This window comes from Rossellomorea sp. GQ25 (assembly GCF_059758515.1).
Window position 1 is genome coordinate 533,605 of the sequence record NZ_JCAXEQ010000001.1, and the last position, 19,557, is coordinate 553,161.

General features: G+C 35.5%; 20 protein-coding genes and 2 pseudogenes. 19 read left to right on the forward strand and 3 right to left on the reverse strand.

Going from position 1 to position 19,557, the window contains the following annotated elements; translation table 11 throughout:
• Window positions 1-131: 131 nt before the first annotated feature.
• Together AC6CIB_RS02925 and AC6CIB_RS02930 are read right to left on the reverse strand one after the other, a co-directional pair.
• Window positions 132-905, reverse strand: a complete 774-nt coding sequence (locus AC6CIB_RS02925) for a tyrosine-type recombinase/integrase (RefSeq protein WP_498277911.1) — start codon at window positions 903-905, stop codon at window positions 132-134.
• On the reverse strand, window positions 892-1,062 hold the full coding sequence (locus tag AC6CIB_RS02930) for a site-specific integrase (RefSeq protein WP_498277912.1): 171 nt from the start codon (window positions 1,060-1,062) through the stop codon (window positions 892-894). The genes AC6CIB_RS02925 and AC6CIB_RS02930 overlap by 14 nt, the downstream gene beginning before the upstream one ends.
• 478 nt (window positions 1,063-1,540) lie before the next feature.
• Between AC6CIB_RS02930 and AC6CIB_RS02935 the strand changes: the two genes are divergently transcribed.
• Complete coding sequence (locus tag AC6CIB_RS02935; RefSeq protein ID WP_498277913.1) at window positions 1,541-1,990, forward strand: DUF1569 domain-containing protein; 450 nt, start codon at window positions 1,541-1,543, stop codon at window positions 1,988-1,990.
• A 345-nt stretch (window positions 1,991-2,335) separates the two neighbouring features.
• Window positions 2,336-2,893, forward strand: a complete 558-nt coding sequence (locus tag AC6CIB_RS02940) for a DEAD/DEAH box helicase family protein (RefSeq protein ID WP_498277914.1) — start codon at window positions 2,336-2,338, stop codon at window positions 2,891-2,893.
• A 182-nt stretch (window positions 2,894-3,075) separates the two neighbouring features.
• On the opposite strand, the gene AC6CIB_RS02945 is transcribed toward AC6CIB_RS02940, so the two are convergent.
• On the reverse strand, window positions 3,076-4,146 hold the full coding sequence (locus AC6CIB_RS02945) for a hypothetical protein (protein ID WP_498277915.1): 1,071 nt from the start codon (window positions 4,144-4,146) through the stop codon (window positions 3,076-3,078).
• 368 nt (window positions 4,147-4,514) lie between these two features.
• Here AC6CIB_RS02945 and AC6CIB_RS02950 point away from each other — a divergent pair, with 368 nt between their 5' ends.
• The 17 genes and pseudogenes from AC6CIB_RS02950 (at window position 4,515) to AC6CIB_RS03030 (ending at window position 19,534) form a co-directional block, all read left to right on the forward strand.
• The gene (locus AC6CIB_RS02950) at window positions 4,515-4,871 is read left to right on the forward strand and encodes a hypothetical protein (protein ID WP_498277916.1); all 357 of its coding nucleotides are present in this window, start codon (window positions 4,515-4,517) and stop codon (window positions 4,869-4,871) included.
• 348 nt (window positions 4,872-5,219) lie between these two features.
• Window positions 5,220-5,984 (forward strand): 6-carboxyhexanoate--CoA ligase, encoded by a 765-nt coding sequence (gene bioW, locus AC6CIB_RS02955; protein WP_498277918.1) that lies wholly within the window; start codon window positions 5,220-5,222, stop codon window positions 5,982-5,984.
• Between the two features lie 32 nt (window positions 5,985-6,016).
• Window positions 6,017-7,186: an 8-amino-7-oxononanoate synthase gene (gene bioF, locus AC6CIB_RS02960; protein WP_498278630.1), complete on the forward strand. Its 1,170-nt coding sequence runs from the start codon at window positions 6,017-6,019 to the stop codon at window positions 7,184-7,186.
• Window positions 7,187-7,329: 143 nt separating this feature from the next.
• A complete protein-coding gene (locus AC6CIB_RS02965) occupies window positions 7,330-8,538 on the forward strand; it encodes a cytochrome P450 (protein WP_498277919.1) in 1,209 nt (402 codons plus the stop codon).
• 801 nt (window positions 8,539-9,339) lie between these two features.
• The gene (locus AC6CIB_RS02970; protein ID WP_498277920.1) at window positions 9,340-9,450 is read left to right on the forward strand and encodes a hypothetical protein; all 111 of its coding nucleotides are present in this window, start codon (window positions 9,340-9,342) and stop codon (window positions 9,448-9,450) included.
• Window positions 9,407-10,321 carry a UDP-N-acetylmuramoyl-tripeptide--D-alanyl-D-alanine ligase gene (locus tag AC6CIB_RS02975; RefSeq protein WP_498278632.1) on the forward strand — a complete coding sequence of 305 codons (915 nt, stop codon included), beginning with the start codon at window positions 9,407-9,409 and terminating at the stop codon, window positions 10,319-10,321. Before AC6CIB_RS02970 ends, AC6CIB_RS02975 begins: the two co-directional genes overlap by 44 nt.
• A 222-nt stretch (window positions 10,322-10,543) precedes the next feature.
• Window positions 10,544-11,911 carry an NAD(P)/FAD-dependent oxidoreductase gene (locus AC6CIB_RS02980; protein ID WP_498277921.1) on the forward strand — a complete coding sequence of 456 codons (1,368 nt, stop codon included), beginning with the start codon at window positions 10,544-10,546 and terminating at the stop codon, window positions 11,909-11,911.
• Window positions 11,912-12,230: 319 nt separating this feature from the next.
• The gene (locus tag AC6CIB_RS02985; protein WP_498277922.1) at window positions 12,231-12,500 is read left to right on the forward strand and encodes a hypothetical protein; all 270 of its coding nucleotides are present in this window, start codon (window positions 12,231-12,233) and stop codon (window positions 12,498-12,500) included.
• Window positions 12,501-12,916: 416 nt separating this feature from the next.
• Window positions 12,917-13,312 (forward strand): GNAT family N-acetyltransferase, encoded by a 396-nt coding sequence (locus tag AC6CIB_RS02990; RefSeq protein ID WP_498277923.1) that lies wholly within the window; start codon window positions 12,917-12,919, stop codon window positions 13,310-13,312.
• A gap of 178 nt (window positions 13,313-13,490) precedes the next feature.
• Entirely contained in the window at window positions 13,491-13,862 is a 372-nt protein-coding gene (locus tag AC6CIB_RS02995; protein WP_498277925.1) for a VOC family protein, read from the forward strand.
• Between the two features lie 163 nt (window positions 13,863-14,025).
• Window positions 14,026-14,409 carry a hypothetical protein gene (locus tag AC6CIB_RS03000; RefSeq protein WP_498277927.1) on the forward strand — a complete coding sequence of 128 codons (384 nt, stop codon included), beginning with the start codon at window positions 14,026-14,028 and terminating at the stop codon, window positions 14,407-14,409.
• Between the two features lie 563 nt (window positions 14,410-14,972).
• Window positions 14,973-15,131 carry a hypothetical protein gene (locus AC6CIB_RS03005; RefSeq protein WP_498277929.1) on the forward strand — a complete coding sequence of 53 codons (159 nt, stop codon included), beginning with the start codon at window positions 14,973-14,975 and terminating at the stop codon, window positions 15,129-15,131.
• Window positions 15,132-15,633: 502 nt separating this feature from the next.
• The gene (locus AC6CIB_RS03010; protein WP_498278634.1) at window positions 15,634-16,053 is read left to right on the forward strand and encodes a GNAT family N-acetyltransferase; all 420 of its coding nucleotides are present in this window, start codon (window positions 15,634-15,636) and stop codon (window positions 16,051-16,053) included.
• A 279-nt stretch (window positions 16,054-16,332) separates the two neighbouring features.
• Window positions 16,333-17,170 (forward strand): annotated as a pseudogene (locus AC6CIB_RS03015) (tyrosine-type recombinase/integrase).
• A gap of 39 nt (window positions 17,171-17,209) precedes the next feature.
• Complete coding sequence (locus tag AC6CIB_RS03020; RefSeq protein WP_498277930.1) at window positions 17,210-17,878, forward strand: DNA alkylation repair protein; 669 nt, start codon at window positions 17,210-17,212, stop codon at window positions 17,876-17,878.
• Window positions 17,879-18,065: 187 nt separating this feature from the next.
• Window positions 18,066-18,709 (forward strand): annotated as a pseudogene (locus AC6CIB_RS03025) (tyrosine-type recombinase/integrase); the annotation flags it as partial.
• Between the two features lie 168 nt (window positions 18,710-18,877).
• Window positions 18,878-19,534 carry a hypothetical protein gene (locus AC6CIB_RS03030; RefSeq protein ID WP_498277931.1) on the forward strand — a complete coding sequence of 219 codons (657 nt, stop codon included), beginning with the start codon at window positions 18,878-18,880 and terminating at the stop codon, window positions 19,532-19,534.
• Window positions 19,535-19,557 lie beyond the last annotated feature (23 nt).

The window sequence follows — 19,557 nt, forward strand, 5'->3', positions numbered from 1 at the left end:
AGGGGAAGTAATTGTTTTCTTTGTTTCCATAGGTAATAATCTTACAACTAATAATGTTTGGAGGATAATGATGAATTTCAGCTAGAGCCAAATTAGATATAGATTTAATCAGCGATTGTGCTCTGAAGAACTTAAAAATTTCCAAAACAGCTATACACTTGATCTTTCACCTGACTCCTTACGTGGATCATGACGGTCGTATTCACCTGGATGAAGAAGATGTATTGTGACCGACGTGCATTCAAAACGGAAAGAATCAATCGCTTTCTTTTTGGATTCAAAATCATATGTGTATACACCTGAGTGGTGGCAAGTGACTCATGCCCAAGGAGTTCCTGTAGGGTCCTCAGATCCACTTTTTCTTTAGATATAGAAGATGGATTCCCATGCTCATCTTTCGTTTGAATGTTCCCTTGTTGCAATAATAACGTCGCAAACGTATGGCGTAAATGATGCAGCGAAAAAAGGTGAGGGGGAAGACTTGCTTCTTTTAATACACGTTTAAAAATGACATGCAATCCACGTGGATTGAGTTTCTTCCTGTTTTTAGTTATGAAAATCGCTTCTTCAGAGTGTACTTGATACGGTTCTAAAGATGCTTTGTACTCTTTTAATAACGGAACCATCATGGAGTGAAGGGGGAGGAGGCGTTCTTTCTTTCCTTTCCCATAGATCCCTGATGGTTTCATTATAGAAATCGAGCTGTTTAAATCCACGATTTCTTGTCGTCTCATGCCTGTTGTAGCCAATAGTTTGATCATAACTTGATTACGAAGAGCAAGAGGATGAATATCTCGTTCTACATAAGCAAACAGTTGTCTGACTTCTTCTAAATTCATGTAAACCGGAAGCTTAGAATCGGATTTTGGTGCTTCAATCCCAGCTGTAAAGTCATGAGAGATCAATCGTTCTTTCACACAAATGTGTAGAACGCTTGTGTTTTTCTAGAAACTGACCAAACACGGTTAAACCATACTCATAGGAACGAATGGTTTTAGGTGAGTAATTTTGTTCGACTTCTAAATACAATAAAAATTCATCCATAGCTTGCGGGTATTGCATCGTGTAACAACCTCCTTAGAATAAAGTTATAAGGACGCTCCTAACCCTTATATCCCGACCCTAGGAGTTATCTGGCCGGTACAGGAGGTTATCCTGACGGTCCAGGTTATTATCAGGAAGTTAGTTCCTGATAATGTTTATTATGAGAATGACAAGCGACACAAAAGTCCTGACACAAAACCTGTTGGTATTACTATCTTTTATAGTAACCAATCTGGACTTTTGTGTCATTTTTTTTAACACAAAATTGATTACAACCTTGTAAAATGGCACAAAAGTATTAACAACATTGAAAAAAGCCATAACTAACCCTTATTTCATTAAAGGGCCATTTAATGAAATAAGATTTTCGAACGAAATTGGATTATTATGTTATTATTGTTTTGAGATTTTGGAGAAATTGCTATCTAAAGAAGCAGAACAGAATAAATGGATTTTGTGGTGATGTAGAGGTAGATTGGTAAAGGGAGATGCACAAATGAAAAATATTTTTAATCAATTGCATTCAGAGGAAATTTTAGACCGTATTGACAAATTAAGTCCAAATTCAAAACCTCAATGGGGTAAAATGGATGTTGCCCAAATGCTAGCACATTGCTCATCCTTTCAAGACATTGCAATGGGACACTCTTTTCCAGCAAGAGGTTGGTTAGGAATATTAATAGGAAACTTTGTGAAACCAATTTTTTATAACGACAAGCCATTAGCCCAAAATATGTCCACAATTCCGACCATTTTGATTGTAGATGAAAAAGAATTTGAAACAGAGAAGGAAAAACTGAAACAAAAAATTATAACTTTCCAAAATAATGGTCCAGAGAAGTATACGACTCATCCACATCCTTTTTTCGGTAAACTTACTTCCGAGCAATGGGGAAAAGGAATATATAAGCACCTTGACCATCATTTAAAACAGTTTGGAGTTTAGTTAGTTTTTAGAAATATAAATAAAAGTTGACCAAAGAGAAAAGTAACGAAATGCCTTAACGGCTTAGAAATAAATAATTACCTTATTGTTAAAAAGAAAATTCTTTCTTCAACTAAAGGATCCTTTTCTTTATCATCTGTGGATCCTTTATCTTACATAATGATCTAGGCGCGTTTATTGAAGAACGCGTCCTTTTCCTGTATCGGGCCATTTTCTGGAGTGAAGTATTGTGAAAAATATGGAAATTTGAACTAATTGTTATTAAGCTTAAGGGAAGGATTATGGAATAATCCTTTAAAATAGTATTTGCCGAGAAAAATTTCGGAAATAGTAGGAGGATAGATTATGAAGTTTGTATTAATATTTGGACCACAAGCAGTTGGTAAAATGACAGTTGGAAATGAGCTAGCAAAAATTACTGATTTAAAGCTATTTCATAATCATATGACAATTGATTTACTTGAGCCATTTTTCGGATTTAGTCCTGAAATGTGGAAATTATCCAGCTTATTTCGTGAAGAAATTTTTAATTCCTTTGCATCAAGTGATAAGTATGGAATGATTTTTACTTTTGTATGGGCTTTCAACCAAAAAGAGGACTGGGGAAATGTTGAAAAAATGTGCAGCATCTTCAGCTCTAAAGGGGCTGAAATATATTTTGTTGAGTTGGAAGCTGGGACCGAAGAAAGACTAAAACGGAATAGAACACCATATAGACTTGAACAAAAGCCAACAAAAAGAAATATTGAACAGTCTGAACAAAATTTATTAAGCACCATGGATAGCCTTAGATTGAACTCTGAAAGAGGAGAAATCGATAAGGAAAATTATATGAGAATTAATAATGAAAATTTGGAAGCTGAAGTGGTAGCCAAAATGATTAAGGAACGATTTGAATTATAAATTACGCTTATTCCAGAATAGGGCGCTTTCCTGTAGTAGTAGATATTGCGCTTTTTTGCTTTAAAGGGCCAAATTGTTTGAATAACGATTCCACGAATACTTAATACTTATTAGAAAAATTACTTATGCTAAGAGCAGGTTTGTTCAGGAAGGATTAAATTTTGTGTCTTGTAAAACTAAAGTTATTTACTATATTTTAAGAATGGTCCAAAAGGCCAATTTCTTGAGTGTTTCTTCTTAGTCTTCAGTTTTACAAGATCCTCTGGCACATCTGCAATAATTGAATGGAGATCCTGATAATCCTGTTTTATGTTTTCAATATAAAAAAGACCACTATCAGTTTGTTTGGCTTCTTTAGTAAATTCCGGCCATAAATCAATATAAGGCTTTCCTATAACTGCAGCATTCCCCAATTTTTTTGGAAAGCCTCTCCACCAAGTATCACCTATAGAAAACTTTGCCTTTCTCATTTCACCATAAAACGGTTGTAATTGGTCTGAAGCTTTTAACCAAAATCGCTTTAATTCCGTAGGCCATCCAGGCTGGTTCATCACTTCCTCCAAAAACTCCACAGTGATATATGAAGCCCTAAAACCTTCACGTGTGGCACCTATTTTAGGTGGGATTTGAATCGAAATATAAGTAAATGGTTTGCTGGGATACCAAACAATGACTTCATGTATATGCTCGGATACAAACTGAATAAAATGTTCTTTTCCTTTTTCGGCCAATATAAATTGTGGCGGCTCATAAATTCCATATCTTCTAGGTAATGCTTCAGGCAATGTTGATTCAATAAATTCTAAAAATGCTTTAAAGCCATCTTTTATAAAATTGTGGTCTTTCATGAACCACCATGTCATTTGGAGACAATCCGGATCGTCTTTTACTTTGATGGTTTCTAGCCTTTTCACGCCAGTTGGGGAAGAAATTGTTCCTCGTTCATCAAAAATAATTCCATGTGATGATTGAGCAAGGATTTTAGAAATTTTCTTAAGTATCTGAAACGCTCGTTTTGGTGCACCTAATGGTTCTAAAATAATTTCTGTAAAATACTTAATGCCTGGAAGTTTGCTAACTACTTCTTCTGGTATATCTTCTTCCATTACTTCTAGAGAGTTACCAATCATAATCTGAAAATTTGGACCTTCAAATATGATTCCCTCATTCTGCCGTTTAATATTTTCTTGGTTAAAGATTTCATTTTCAAAAGTAGTTTTATTTACAGACCATATGCTAATGTCGTAACTCATTTTTTCATTCCTTACTTAAAGTAATGATTACTTCTAATGAACTAATCCCATGATTAATTACTAAAACCATTTTAAATATGATTCATTTATTATATCAAAACCTGATAACTTCTATTCAGTAAGCATTTTATTACATTCCTTCTTTAACTAATGCCATATGCAAGCATGCTTTAACAGCCTTTGATCTTCCTCAAATGGGCGCATTTCACAATGAGTTGTGCTTTTTCAAGATCAGTCTTATACAAATTTTGTAGAGGAAATGAACCCCTATATTCAAAATTAATCAAAAGGATTATAATTTTGTAAACAAATTGGGATTGACCTTGATTTAATGATTCGGGTGAAACAGAGGAAAGAGGAAATGGATTATGTTTCTTAATATGTTATGGACAATTTATTTAGGGATACTTGGTGCTGTTGTTATTGGATATCTGATTAAAGGTAAATATAAGACTATTCCAGCAAAATTAGATTTTGTAATCTCGATTATCACTTGGATTGGTCTTTTCGGTTACGTAACAAATATTCAAATAATTAATACTTCTTTATGGAAGATCGTGTTTTTTGGGGCTTTATTTTGGGACCTAATCTACAGTTTCTTTCTAGCTGACTATGGGGAGGAGTTCAAGGATGTTTCAACTCTAGTCAAATACATTATTATTGCTGTATTATTTGTACTTTTACTCGGACCATTATATTTTGGTCTCTATAAGTACGCATTCTAATTAGAGATGTAGAAATATCACCTTCCTGATTACTTATAAATATATAATATTAAAAGCATAAGATAATATTTTATATTTAATTTTTAATTAACGGGGTGCTTTCCTTAAATATCGATCTTAAACAATCGGGCGCGTTTATTGAAGAACACGTCCTTTTCCTGTATCGGGCCATTTAATAGAGGAAGGCTTATTGAGCTAATTTCAAACAACGAGAAAAATCAAAGCCATTAGGGGTTTCACCTAATTTTATTAACAATATTGACAGATTGGATTAAGAATCTTAATATTTATGTTAACTAAATGTTTTGATAGGTTAACATTTATAAGACGATACAGGAGGATAAAAGGATGCAAGGGGGAAAGTATTACAGCGTTAGAATGAGAGCTGCTAAGGATGGCTCTCATGAACAAGGTGGAAACCACATATCTGGCGGAGAACTGCTTTCCACCTTTAGCGATATAAATTATGCTGTGAATTCTTTATTGAAAAAGGGATTAACTCATTCAAGAGGAAGACCGGATTTTATGCAGATTCAGTTTGAATGTATTAACGAGCCTATAAAACTAGTTCATCCCTTGAAAATCGAGACAAATGAAGTGGAATCAGCAGAAATAGGGCAAGCATTAGCTAGGAAACTATTGCAGCAATTGGGGATACCGAGAAAAAGCATCGAAAAAGCGTATAAATTAATCACTGAAAATTCAGGAATGAGAGGGGCTATATTGTTTGATATTCATTTAGGCGAGCGAATTGATGATAGAAACGAAAAAGGCGTGCGTGTTTCTAGAATGGACTGGTTGGACGCTAATTTTGAAAAATGGGCTGACCACTTCGAAGTGCCACGAAGTCCAAAAGTAAAGGAGGCACTTGTACTAGCGGGAAAGGCAAGTAATCATCCAGCTACAATTGCAGAATTATGTTGGTCAGATGACCCTGATTATATAACAGGCTATGTAGCAAGTAAAAAGCTTGGCTATCAACGTATCACAAAGCTCAAAGAATTTGGGGATGAACGAGGCTGTCGAATCTTCTTTGTTGATTGCTTAGAAGCTCTGGATTCATACATACACTATCTAGAAAAACAGCCTGTTTTCATTCAATGGGAGGAATAGGATGACACAAGAATTAGATGAGGTAACAAATGTTGAACTTTGATGAATGGTTAGATAAGCGATTAGATAGGACAAAAGCGGCTAGTTTGTATCGGAAGCTGCGAACAATGAATACTGCTCCTCAACCGGAAATGTCTATTAATGGGCAGAAACAAATCGTCTTTTCATCAAATAATTATTTAGGTTTAGCAAATGACAAACAATTGATCTGCGCAGCGGAAAAAATACTTAATGATTTTGGTGTTGGAAGCAGCGGCTCAAGATTAACTACTGGCAATTCTGAGTGGCATGAAAAACTTGAAGAGCGAATCGCAAGCTTTAAGCAAACGGAAGCGGCCCTTCTATTTTCAAACGGCTATTTAGCTAATGTCGGTGTACTGTCATCATTACCTGAAAAGGCGGACGTACTTTTAAGTGATCAATTAAATCATGCGAGTATTATTGATGGGTGCCGATTATCAAAAGCTGACACGGTCATTTATAACCATGTCGATATGGCTGATCTTGAAAAAAAGCTGTACGAAACAGAATCTTATCAGCGACGTTTTATTGTAACAGATGGAGTTTTTAGTATGGATGGCACGATTGCACCTCTTGATAAGATTATGGCACTTGCTAAAAGACATCATGCTTTCGTTATTGTTGATGATGCACACGCAACAGGTGTTATCGGAGAAAACGGCAGGGGGACAAGTGAATATTACGGGGTTTTTCCCGATGTGGTAATCGGTACCTTAAGCAAAGCTATTGGCACGGAAGGCGGTTTTGTCGCTGGTTCGCAAGTGCTAATAAACTTTCTGCTTAACCATGCAAGAACTTTTATCTTTCAAACAGCGATCCCGCCATCCAGCTGTGCCGCTTCGTATGCAGCCTTGGAGTTAATTGAGCATTGTAAAGAAAAGCGACAACAACTGCTTTCAAATGTAAAAAAGATAAAAGCTAGTTTAGAAGAAATGGGTTATACCGTGAAGGGTGACTATACACCAATTATTCCTGTGATCATTGGAGATGCCAGAAAGGCTGTAATTTTTGCTGATAAACTGCAGGAAAGAGGAATATACGCTCCAGCTATTCGTCCACCAACAGTAGCAAAAGGGGAAAGCCGTATTCGGTTAACAGTTACAGCAGACCATCGTTCAAAAGAAATAGATTACATGTTAGAGTCATTTCATTTAATCGGAAAAGAGTTGAATATGATTTAATGAAGGTTTTTTTGTAACAGAACAGATACAGGAGTTGGAAAAACGATTATATCCTATAGACTTGCAGAAGCATTAAAAGAAAAGAATTAAACTAATCTCTTAGAAAATAGCCAAAAATAACGTGATTGTATTTGGAGGCAGACATGACAAACAATTTAGATCCAACGATACCATTTTCACTTACTTCTCCTGAGTTTATAAGAAACCCTTATCCCTTTTATGATAGATTGCGTTCCGATAATCCTATATATTGGGGGAATCTATTAAAATATCCTGGATGGTATGTAACCGGATATGAAGAGGCGATAGCGATTCTTAAAGATACCAGATTTAAAAACCGAATCCCTTTGCCTCAAACATCCAAAAAATATGAGCACCTTAAAAATCTGCAGAACGATATGATGCTTTTTAAAAATCAACCTGACCATATGCGATTACGTATGCTCGTTAGTAGAGTATTTACAACGAGAGTTATGGAAGCTTATCGACCTTATATAAAAGAAGTTGCAAATGACTTACTTAATCTGGTGCAGAATAAGAAAAGAATGGATGTTGTTTCAGATTTTGCATTTCCGTTAGCAAGCCTCATTATAGCCAAAATATTAGGGGTGCCAGCAGAAGATCGATTTCAATTTAGAGAATGGTCTATAACCTTAATCCAAACAATTGATCTTACTCGATCGAGACAGGCGTTAGCAAACGCTAACGAAACAACCATAAAATTACTAGACTATTTTAGAGATCTGATCAATAAGCGGAAAGATAACCCTCAAGATGATCTCATCAGCATGTTAATTAAGGAGGAGCAGGAGGGTGACAAATTAACTGACGAGGAATTGCTGGCAACATGTATTTTACTTGTGATTGCTGGACATGAGACAACGGTAAATCTCATTAGCAATTCGATCCTTATCCTACTGAACCACCCTGAGCAACTAATAAAGTTAATGGAGAAACCAACTCTTATTGAAACGGCAGTTGAGGAGTTTTTACGCTATGAGAGCCCAACACAGATGACAGCCAGGATTGCATCGGAAGACATTGAAATAAATGGAACTGCCATTAAAAAAGGTGAGCATGTTTATGTCCTTCTGGGTGCTGCCAATCGAGATGCGAAAAAATTCATTGATGCTAATAAGATCGATATCACTAGGAATCCAAATCCCCATCTTGCATTTGGACATGGCATTCATTTTTGTTTAGGTTCCTCATTGGCGCGTATAGAAGCACAAATTGCGATTCAAACACTGCTGCAACGATTACCTAACCTTTCAATTGCTGCCCCTGACTTACAATGGCGAAAACTTATTGGTTTTAGATCACTAGCAGAACTGCTAATTATTTTTGAGTAAGAGTTGGGTTGGAAGCATAGGGGACAGTGTCAGGCTTATTTAAAATTACTAGGTCCTACCAATAAACATATGGGTGAGCCGAATGTCTTAATTAGGACGCGTACGGTTTGATAAGCGGGAAGCCTTAAGAAAGGTTTCCCTGCTTTATTTTTAATTGAAGCAAAAAAACTCGGTTCCTTTTTTAGGAGATGTTTTGAAAAGAAATTGAGGATTAAAAGGGTTAATTGATCACTTCATCTTTTAGAATGTTAGTAATTATTATAAATGCATAATATTCAAGAATCGGGCGCTTACCTGGAACAAGGTAAGCTTCTTTTTTGTGAAATTAATCATTGAGTTAAAGGTGTGAATTTGAAATAATTGGTATTAAGTTAAAGGACAGAATTCTAGAAGACGGGCAAATGAGATAGTAATCTGAAGGTGAAAAGGGGTAGAAACCGTGATAAAAAGAACATTAAATGATATAAAAAGATTGGTTTCTGGGATTGAATTAAAGTCAAATTTTGAGGATGTTTTAATTAACGGTGTTTCGATCGACTCCAGAACCTGTACCAAGGGAAAATTATTTATCCCAATTGTACGAATAAAAGAGGGTCATACTTTTATTGGAGATGCAATAAAAAAGGAGAATCTGCTTGTTTATAGGAAAAAGGTCGTCCCAATCCACCTATTGACATTCCTGTTATCTTTGTAAATGACACTAAGATTGCTCTACAGAGTTTAGCTGGAGGTTATCGTGAACAACTTTCAGTTAAAGTAATTGGTGTTACAGGTAGCAATGGAAAAACAACTACGAAAGATATGATCCATTCCATCCTCACTACCAAATTTAAAGTTCATAAAACAAAAGGGAACTTAAATAGTGAATATGGTTTTACCTCTAACGTTATTATCAGTTTCGGAAGATGCTGAAGTAGTAGTCTTAGAGCTGGGGATGAGTAACAGAGGTGAGATAGAAGTATTGTCAAAGATTGCTCAGCTTGATGTTGGGGTTATAACTATGGTAGGTACTTCTCATATTGCTACACTGGGTTCTAGGGAAGAGATAGCGAATGCCAAACTAGAAATAAAATTTGGAATTAAAAAAAATGGACTTCTTGTTTTCTATGGTGATGAAGAACTCTTAGTGAAAAATCTAAAGGATAACGAGAACAAAGAAATAAGGTACTCTACATTTTGCGTAACAAATAAAAATGATATTTATCAGACAAATGTTCAATCGAATTCAGGGAGAATTGATTTTACAATAAACTCTGATGATGACCTCGTTTATTCAATAAATTTGATTGGAAAGTATAATGTAAATAATGCATTAGCAGCAATTTCAGTTTCAAAGGAATTAGGTCTTAGTAACAAAGAAATATTAAATGGATTAAAGAAGCTTCAACTAACAGGTATGCGAATGGAAGAAATCAAATCCGATGAAGGATTTACAATCATTAATGATGCTTGGAATGCCAGTCCTACTTCCGTCCAAGCAGCTGTTGAAACATTTGATGATCTTTCAGGGTATAACAGAAAAATATTAATACTAGGGGATATGTTGGAACTAGGTGAAAAAGAAGTCGATTATCATAAAGAAATCGGGCTGAAAATTGCCGAAAGTAAATTTAATTATTTGTTTACTTATGGTGATTTAGCAAAATATATTGCAGTAGAAGTTCAAAAAAAACTTGGATCGGGAAAGGCTAAGGCATTCGAGGATAAACAATCATTAATTAAACAAGTCAGGGATATTTTAGGTGAAAACGATGTGATACTAGTTAAAGGGCCAGATAATTGAATAACTTCTTGTTAAAATTTGGGGGATTTGAAATAATTGTTATTAAGTTAAAGGACAGTTTTCAGGAGTAAAAAGAATCACCAGTTAATCAATAAAAGTGGATTTCTTTTGATCAATCTTTTTTACAAAATTGATTGTTTTTATTTGCTCTAAAATGAAGGTTTGCCGAGGAAGGGTTTTTAGAGAGACATCGGATACTTATAGGAGATTGGAGGAAGAATCGTGATGGAAAAAGTAATAGTTATCGGAGGAAGCATTGCTGGGAAACTAGTTGCTAAAGCCCTGTCACATACCTTTCGACAAGTAATCATTGTGGAAGCTGGTCAAAGATGGAAAGAAAAAGCTCCTAGGAAGAGAGTGCCACAAAGCTATCATCCTCATGTCTTATTAAAAGGAGGAGAAGAAGCAATTGAGAAAATCTTTCCAAACCTTCTTGATCAATTAAAAGAAGACGGGAGTATTGTAAATAATTTTACAAGAGATTTGAAGTGGCATCATTTTGGGTTCTGGAAACAACGGTTTCCAGGAGAATTAGTTATGCTTCAACAAAGCCGCCCTATGTTAGAGTGGCAATTACAACACCATATTGATCAAGTTTCCAATATTACAACCAGGTACGAAACAATGGCCGAGCAACTAATATTAGATCATCAACGTAATAAAATATCTGGAGTACAGGTACGTTCTCTGAAGACAAGAAGAGAAGAAGCCCTTCTTGCAGATATGGTTGTTGATGCTAGCGGGTTTGGTTCAAAGAGTATAGAGTGGCTAAAATCATACAGTATTAAGGTTAGGGAAGAAAAGGTGTGGATTCAACTTTTTTATGCCACAAGACTCTTTCGTCTGAAAAATCGAGACCGTCCAGACTGGTGTAATCTTCTGATTTCTCCTAGTTTTCCTGAAAACCCTTACGGTGCATTTATTCAAACGATTGAAGATAATCGCTTCTCTGTTACCTTTAGTGGTTACGCCAATGAACGTGCGCCAAAAACAAATGAGGAATTTTTTGCTTATGCAAAAAGGTTACCCGTCACTGACGTTCTTCATTTTCTAGAACAAGTGGAGCCAGTTTCAGAGATAAAAATATATAAGATTCCTTATCAGGTTCGTCGACGTTTTGACCTTGCAGATGTCCCCGAAGGTTTCCTGGTTGTTGGGGATGCTCACTGCCGCTTTGATCCGGTATTTGGGCAAGGGATATCTGTTGCTGCTATGGAAGCCTTAGAGTTACAGAGTTATTTTAAATATTTTGCTTATTCCGATAAAGGGTTTACCAAAACATTTCACAAGAAAATTTCTAAGTTGATTGCAACACCATGGGAGATGGCAATTACAGAGGCATTTCGCCACCCCGATATTAATGGGAACAGACCCCTTATGCAGCCGTTTAAACAGTGGTATAGCAAAAAAGTATTTCAGCTTTCGGCTTTTGATCCGGAAGTTTATCTCAGATTAGTAAGAGTAATGAATTTAATTCGGCCCCCCTTCCACCTTTTCCACCCTAAAGTAGGGTTTGCTATATTTGCCAACCGGAAGAAAAAGATTAAGAATCAAATAAATGCTAAGAAGCCAACATCCTATGAAAGATAAGCTACGATATTGGATTACCTAGGGGAATTCATGCCCTAATAAACGCGGAACGACTCACTTGAAAAAATACTTAGACCTCAACATAGAATACTATGGTTGGTTACCACTTAGGATGAAGTAAGGTAGAAATTAATGATCAGACTCATATAGTAATTTAATCTTAATTACTAGAAACTTCTTCACGAAGGGCGCTTATCTGTAGTAAGGTAAGCGTTTTTTTTACGCAAAAAAGATTGAGATGAATGTCTGATTTTGAAATAATTGGTATTAAAAAATAGGGCAGGATTACTGAACAAGAAACAAAGAGGGGGTTAAGAATATGTTTGATTTACATAATCTTGGAAGTCTCGTACTTGGACTAATTGCTTGGATACTTCCTATTGTTAATCTAACGCGAGGTAATAAACAGAAAAATAAGAGTTGGATTGCTATTTCCATTACTAGTCTTAGTGCTTGTGGTATTTCGATATGTTTCAAGGTTCTTTATATCTATCATCAGGTAACGGTCGAGGATTGGGGTGCTCTTATGGACACTATGTATGCTGTGGCGTTTGCCTCATTAGCTCTTCTCATAGTAACTATATCGTAATGAAGGAAGAGTAGGACAACTTTGTGAAGAAATGTACTTAAATAAACGGGGGGTAGCTGAAAATTAGGCAGCTAATCTCCAGCTATCCTTTATTTCATAAAGGGAAGTATTAAATTTAATAAAATTTGTGGTGTTGTTGGAGGTAATATTTTTGTTTTTATTGTTTATAATCATTACAGCAAGCTTACTAGGATATTTTTTAATTCCATTGGATGGAATTGGTTTTGTTCTTGCTTTTGGAATTATTCTGGAATGTCTTGTGAGAGTACTTTATCTTTTAAACGAGATTCACCAGGAACTACTAAGAAAATAGGTGATTATGTACTTGTTCTGTTATTGGGGCAGGTTTGTGGAAGAAGAACACATAGGGTGTATTTGTAATAAAATTAAGTAAAAGCCGTTTGGAGGAGCAAAACTTGAACACCGAGATTTTGAGTTTTAAAGAAAAAACAATCAAAGCAATTGATGTTATGAGGCTATATAATGATGTAGGTTGGTGGGAAGAAAGGGTAGAGCAAGATATAGAAGAGATGTTAAACAAAGTACAGTCAGTGGGAGCGTGGAAAAACGATACTCTAATTGGTTTTGCAAGGGCTGTTACAGATGGAAAGTTTAGAGCGTATGTTGAAGAAGTTGTTATACATAGTTCATATCAAAGGGAACGTATAGGTATAAAACTGGTATCAAAATTGTTAGATGACCTATCACATATTGATGTAATCAGTTTGTTTTGTGAGCAACATTTAATACCTTTCTATGAAAAAAACAATTTAAAGTACAGTAAATCACAATTTGTTATGCATAGAAAATAACAGATGCTACAAATATTCCTTCTTCAACAAACGGGGGCAATAACTGAAGATCAACCGATGATCTCCGGCTATTGCCCATCTTCAATTATTGGGGCAGGTTAATTCAATAATCGGAAGGAAAAAGGTATATAGAAAGGGAACTATTTGATATACCGGATTAAATAAAGGAGAGAAAGCTATGAGTAAATCATTTATTGAACAAGTACATTATATTAGAATTCCTGTAAAAGATTTAGAACTGTCTGCAAAATGGTATAGAGATGTATTAGGGCTTCAGTTACTAAACAATACTGAGGAACTTGCAATTTTAAAAGTGAATGAAGGACCTTTCTTACTTATCTTAGTTCCTACCGAAGATGAAACATTTGCACATTTTACAATTGATAATGAACAAGAATTTGGCATTGGCTTTACAAGTCCAGAATTATCTAAATTTCATCAACACTTAATTGATAATCAAGTTAAGGTCGAGGATATAAAAGAAGATAATGGTCACGCCTTTTTCCACTTTTATGACCCAAATGGTAATAAACTTCAAGTACACTGGTAAGATTATAATAAATAAATTACCTTATTTCATTAACGGGGGCGATAGCCGAAGATCGGGCAGCTGATCTCCGGCTTTTTCTTTGCTCCGTTTACGGGCAGGTTAATGGAAGATTTACATCTAAGTTTTAACTTAAAGGAGTGGTAACATCAGAAAATTATTAGTAATGCTATTCATACTATTTATATTTATTATGACAGGTTGTTATGGCAGGGAAAGGGATGAAAATCATATCCTACGTGGAGAATCTTCCTCTTGGAAAGCCAATCTAGAAGTGGTGTTTGCAGCTGACCGAGATATGTACCATATAGGTGGGAATTTACAATACAAACCTAATTCAGTTCCAAAAGAAGTCAATTATTATATCTCCCATCCCAACGGTAAAGGTTCTGGTATGTCAAGAGGCAAAAACATCAAAATCCCTAAAGGGGGAGGAACACTTCTTAGTTCAGAGGATGAAATTGCAGCCTTTGCCGAGAAGGTTACTTTACGAGTAGAGTGGAAAGGTGAAAATGGAGAAATATTTGAGGAAACGATACCTTTAAATTAATATGGTTGGGTGCATCTGCCACCTTCAATTATTGGACAGGTTTGTTGAATAAAAAAACTATAGTAAAAGGTCACTTTTGACTCAAAGTGTGCCATCAAAAGAGACGGCTTTCTCCGCCTAATTTAGGCTATCAAGTTTCTCAGAAATAGTTTTTAGTATATTGTTTCGTTCCTTTTGGGTTTTGAGAAATTTAATTAGAAACCAAACTATAAATGAAACAAGACCCACGTAAAACAGGATTGTCATGATGGGAATAATTGAAAAAAATGAAAATGCCATGTCTTGGTTTAATGATTTTTCCACATTGAACCCTCTCTCTACTGGTCAATTATACCATGTGAGCAACTGTAGTTTGGAAAGTAATTTAATGAACTATTCGATGATGAACTTCTGTAAAGATTATATTGTTTCTTCTGCTAATGGGGGCAATAACTGAAGATCAGTTTAAGGAGCTCCGGCGATTGTCTTATTCAACAATCGTGGCAGGTTAATGGAATAATTTGAAACTTCAAGTAATTGGGTTCCGTCTAATTAATAAACTTAAGATAAGGGGAATTGAAGCAATGGAAAAGAAAAAAGGAGTAATACCTTCAATAATCTTTGGTTTTATTATTTTGTTATCTATTTTGGTATTAACCTTCTTTATCTTTAATGGAGAAGTCATCCTAGAGGTTATTAAAGACGGATTAACAGACGATGTGCCAGTATCAGCTCAAGATTAATAACTAAGGGGATGTTTTTGAGTTAATCGTCTTATGAAAGGACTGAAACTGTGCACACCAAAAAACTAGATGGAAATCAAAAACTAAGATTTGTGCAAGGCTTATACAGAAAGAAGAAGCATAAAAATGTGAAAAGTGATGAAGATAGCAAGATATGGACAGCGTTTTTTTGGATTTCTGTCTTGATTGCGTTTTTAATTCTTATTACAAGTGAGTTGTTCTTCATTGACCGTGGTGTACCACCACCTGAATTTCTTTCGAAACTAGCCGCAACGTTTCACCGAGTTTTCTGATCGATATTTTAAAACGTCAAAGCCAGGTCGCCTCGTCCTTATAAGGGAGATAGTTATTCCATTAAAGGGGGCTTATCCAGAACAGGATGAGCTTTATTTTAGTTTAAAGTTTTTCTTGAGTAAATTGCTGTATTTTGAAACAATTGGTATTAAGTTAAAGGAGCAGTTTTATGGAGTAACGTTCAATATTTATAAGAGGTGAAAATATGATCAAAAACTATGAAGTTTTAACAAATACACCACCAACATTAGATGAATACATACATTTATGTTCAAGTGTTGGGTGGGAAGATTTTATGAATTTTGATGCTGCAGAAACTTCAATACGGAATTCTGTATTTTCCGTTATTGTTAAAGATAATCATAGCATCATAGGAATGGGAAGAATTGTAGGGGACGGTGCTATTTATTTCTATATTCAAGACATAGTGGTACACCCCGATTATCAAGGAAAAGGTATTGGTAAAGAAATTATGAAGACCTTAATGAGATATCTTGATGAAAATGCACCAGATAAGGCATTTGTAGGTTTGTTTGCTTCAAAAGGAAAAGGTGAGTTTTACGAAAAATATGATTTCAAAAATTACTCACCTAATATGACAGGAATGTTTAAAGTGATTTCTGAATGAACTAAGGAAACATATTGGATTTGTAAAATAACAATTCATTAGATAGAGTTTTTCTGAGTCTTCCGCAATAGGGCGCTAAAGGGGGCTATAGCTGAAGATCGGGCAGCTGATCTCCAGCTTTTTCTTTGTTCCGTTAACGGGGCATTTAATGGAGTAAGACTTTCCAACAATACTGGATATATATGTTATTATTGTTTGAGATTGTGAAGAAATGTACTTAAGCTAACGAGCAGTATTGTTTAATATTGAAAAGAAAAGGGGTTATTTGATGGTAACGTGATGAGACTGTCCGAAGCCTGGGAAAAGTATCAGTTAGATAAGAAGATTGAAGGGTATTCTCCGTTAACTTTGAAAGCTTATTTTTTTCAATACACTCTTCTTTTATAACACTTTGGTGATATCAGCATAAAGTACTTCACAACTGACGAATTGAAGAGTTATCTGATCAATTCAGGAGACCATTTAAAACCGGCGAGCTTGGGGCATCCTAGTCCGATGCATCAGATCCCTTTTTAAGTGGATACATGATGAGGGACATCTTCCGTACAATCCCGCTGCTAAGTTAAAGGAACCGAAGCTAGGAAAAAGAATCCCTAAGTTCCTTACGGATCTTGAAATCGAACACTTAAGGGAAGCTTGCGAGAATTCCTTGGAGAATGCCTTGTTTGAATTTTTTTATTCGACAGGTTGCCGGATAGGGGAAATTGTAAAACTTAACCGGGAAGACATAAACTTCTCAGCGAACTCTGTTAGTGTTCATGGGAAAGGTGACAAAGAGAGGGAAGTGTATTTTAACACTCGCTGTTCCCTTTGGTTGAAACGGTACTTGGATGACCGGGACGATCAAGAGGATTGCCTATTCATAACTGAGAGAAAACCCAAACACCGAATGAGTATTGATATGATTCGATACATTATAAAACGGGTTTCTAAACGAGCCGGTATAAAGAAGAGTATTCACCCTCATCAATTAAGACATAGTTATGCCACTCATCTAATTAATAACGGTGCCCCTTTAGAAGTGATCCAAAGCCTTTTAGGACATGAGAAAAGTGAGACGACAAAGATCTATACTCAACTTAGTGGGAAGCTGCGCCAGGACTTCTATTGCAAATGACATATTATGAAACAGTGCTTTAATAAGGAGTTGTGTCAAATGAATAAAAATAAAAGCACAGAAATAAAACGCTCATCAAAAGCAGAAAACATTCTACCTCAGATCAATAGTAAAACTAAGCTAGGCGACTTACGAAAAATCGCGAAGGACATTAAAAAAGATCACGAACTAGCTATGGAACTTTGGTCAACCGGAGAGTTTTTGCCCAGACTATTGGCAATCTTAATTATGGACAAAAAACTTCTTTCACAAGATGTACTAAATAAGCTTGATAAGGATATGCAGACTCACACATTTGATGAGCGAAATAACTTAATGGATTGGTTAATGGCTAATCAGCTCACCAAAGACAAGAAGAACATTGCATTGATGGAGTTATGGGAAAATAGTCCTTCTGCTCTTCAAAGGCGAGCTTTCTGGTATTTTCAAGGGCGATTGAGATGGACTGGACAAACACCGCCTGATAACACCGCAGACTTACTATCTGCAATTGAAGCTAATATTAGGCAGGAAGAACCGGAAGTTCAATGGGCTATGAATTTCACCGCAGGCTGGATAGGCGTTTATGATGAAAAGTATCGAGCACGTTGTATTAAACTTGGTGAGAAAACGGGTCTTTACAAAGATGAAATGGTATCAAAAGGATGTACTCCCAATTATTTGCCGGAGTTCATTACGATTGAAGTTAACAAACGAATTAATAATTAGTTACCACTGAAAAATTCATAAGGGTTTGATGTGAAAATAAAGGAATTCAAAGCCTCAATATGGACAAGATCTGAAAGTAAGCTTCCAGATCCTTCTTGCTTGGAGGGAAATTTCAAAAATTTATTATGAGAAATTTTGAAATTCGCTAATTTTACCTTTAAAGGCGTTACGGTGAACTGTATCATACTCTAGCTTGGTTCATAGAGTTCGGTGCATTAGATCAATATTCAAATGGGCAAATGATGAATGCAAAGAAGAATCCTGTAGCTAAGTTGAAAGAACCGAAGCTAGGGAAGCGAATTCCAAAGATCCTAACCGAACTTGAAATTGAACATCTCCGTTAGTCCTGTCAAAGTGCCATGGAGTATGCGTTGTTTGAATTTTTCTACTCAACGGGTTGTCGTATTGGCGAAATTGTTAAACTTAATCATGATGATATCAATTTCGCCGCAAGTTCCGTCATTGTTCATGGAAAAGGAGATAAAGAACGGGAGGTGTACTAATACTCGTTGCTCGTTGTGGTTAAAGAGATATCTCGATGAACGTGATGACCAGGACCCTTGTTTGTTCATTACGGAAAGAAGACCAAAAAGAAGAATGAGTATCGAACTAATAAGATACATCATTAAGCGTATCTTCTGGAGCTGGAATTAAGAAGAGTCTACATCCACTTCAATTAGCACAGCTACGCGACGCATATGATTAACAATGGAGCTCCCCTTGAAGTGATACAGAGTTTACCTTTTGGGTCATGAGAAAAGTGAGACTACAAAGATATATGCTCAACTTAGTGGAAAGTTGCGCCAGGATTTCTATTGCAAATATTTTTAAAAGTAAAGAGCTTCAACCCTTGTTGGGTCTGAGGCTCTTTATTCTTGTATCGGGCCATTTAATTTAACAAGGGTGTTGCTCAAGTTGTATGAATTTGAAATAATTGGTATTGAGAGAATTGGGCAATCGATTAGTTTCAAATACATATGAATTTAGAGGTGAGTTGCTGTGTATGAATGGCTTAAAGAAATTGAAGAGCCGATCTATCCTTATAAGGAAGACCCGGGTGAGTTACGAATACAAAGTTTTCAATCGAATACTTCATTATATAAAATGAGCTACATATTTCAGATATTCGCTTCAGTAAACATTATTTTCAATCAAGATTTCCTATCGTCATTTCCTGCGCCAAATAGTCATGCTTTAAAAATAATACATAGTGAGATAGTGCCTCATTACTCAGAAGTAAAGCAGATATTCATTGATGAGAAATTGATTGAAATAAATGTGAGATTTTTGAAAGCAGAATCTCGAAAAATGTTAACTAACTTACTTTCATCTGGTATTCACCCAATTGTGCCAGATTTATATAGAAACATGGAATTTAATATTTCACCATACCCTAGAAAGTTAAAGTATTATTTAGTGAATAAGGAAGAGATTAAACAAAAGGCACTTGATGGAACGGAAGAAATTAGTGAATTTCTTAGGTGTTCATTCTTTGCAAGTAATGGATTACTTTCCTTGATGCCTTCAGGCTGGTTCCTAGATGATTCCTTGAAAGAGTCAGTGACTTTACAATCACTTAGTACCTTTGCAAAGCAAATAATTCTTATGGTTAATGAAAATGATAATCGAGTTATCGCCATTTATATTTATGAATAACTGTACATTCTTCAGTTATCGGG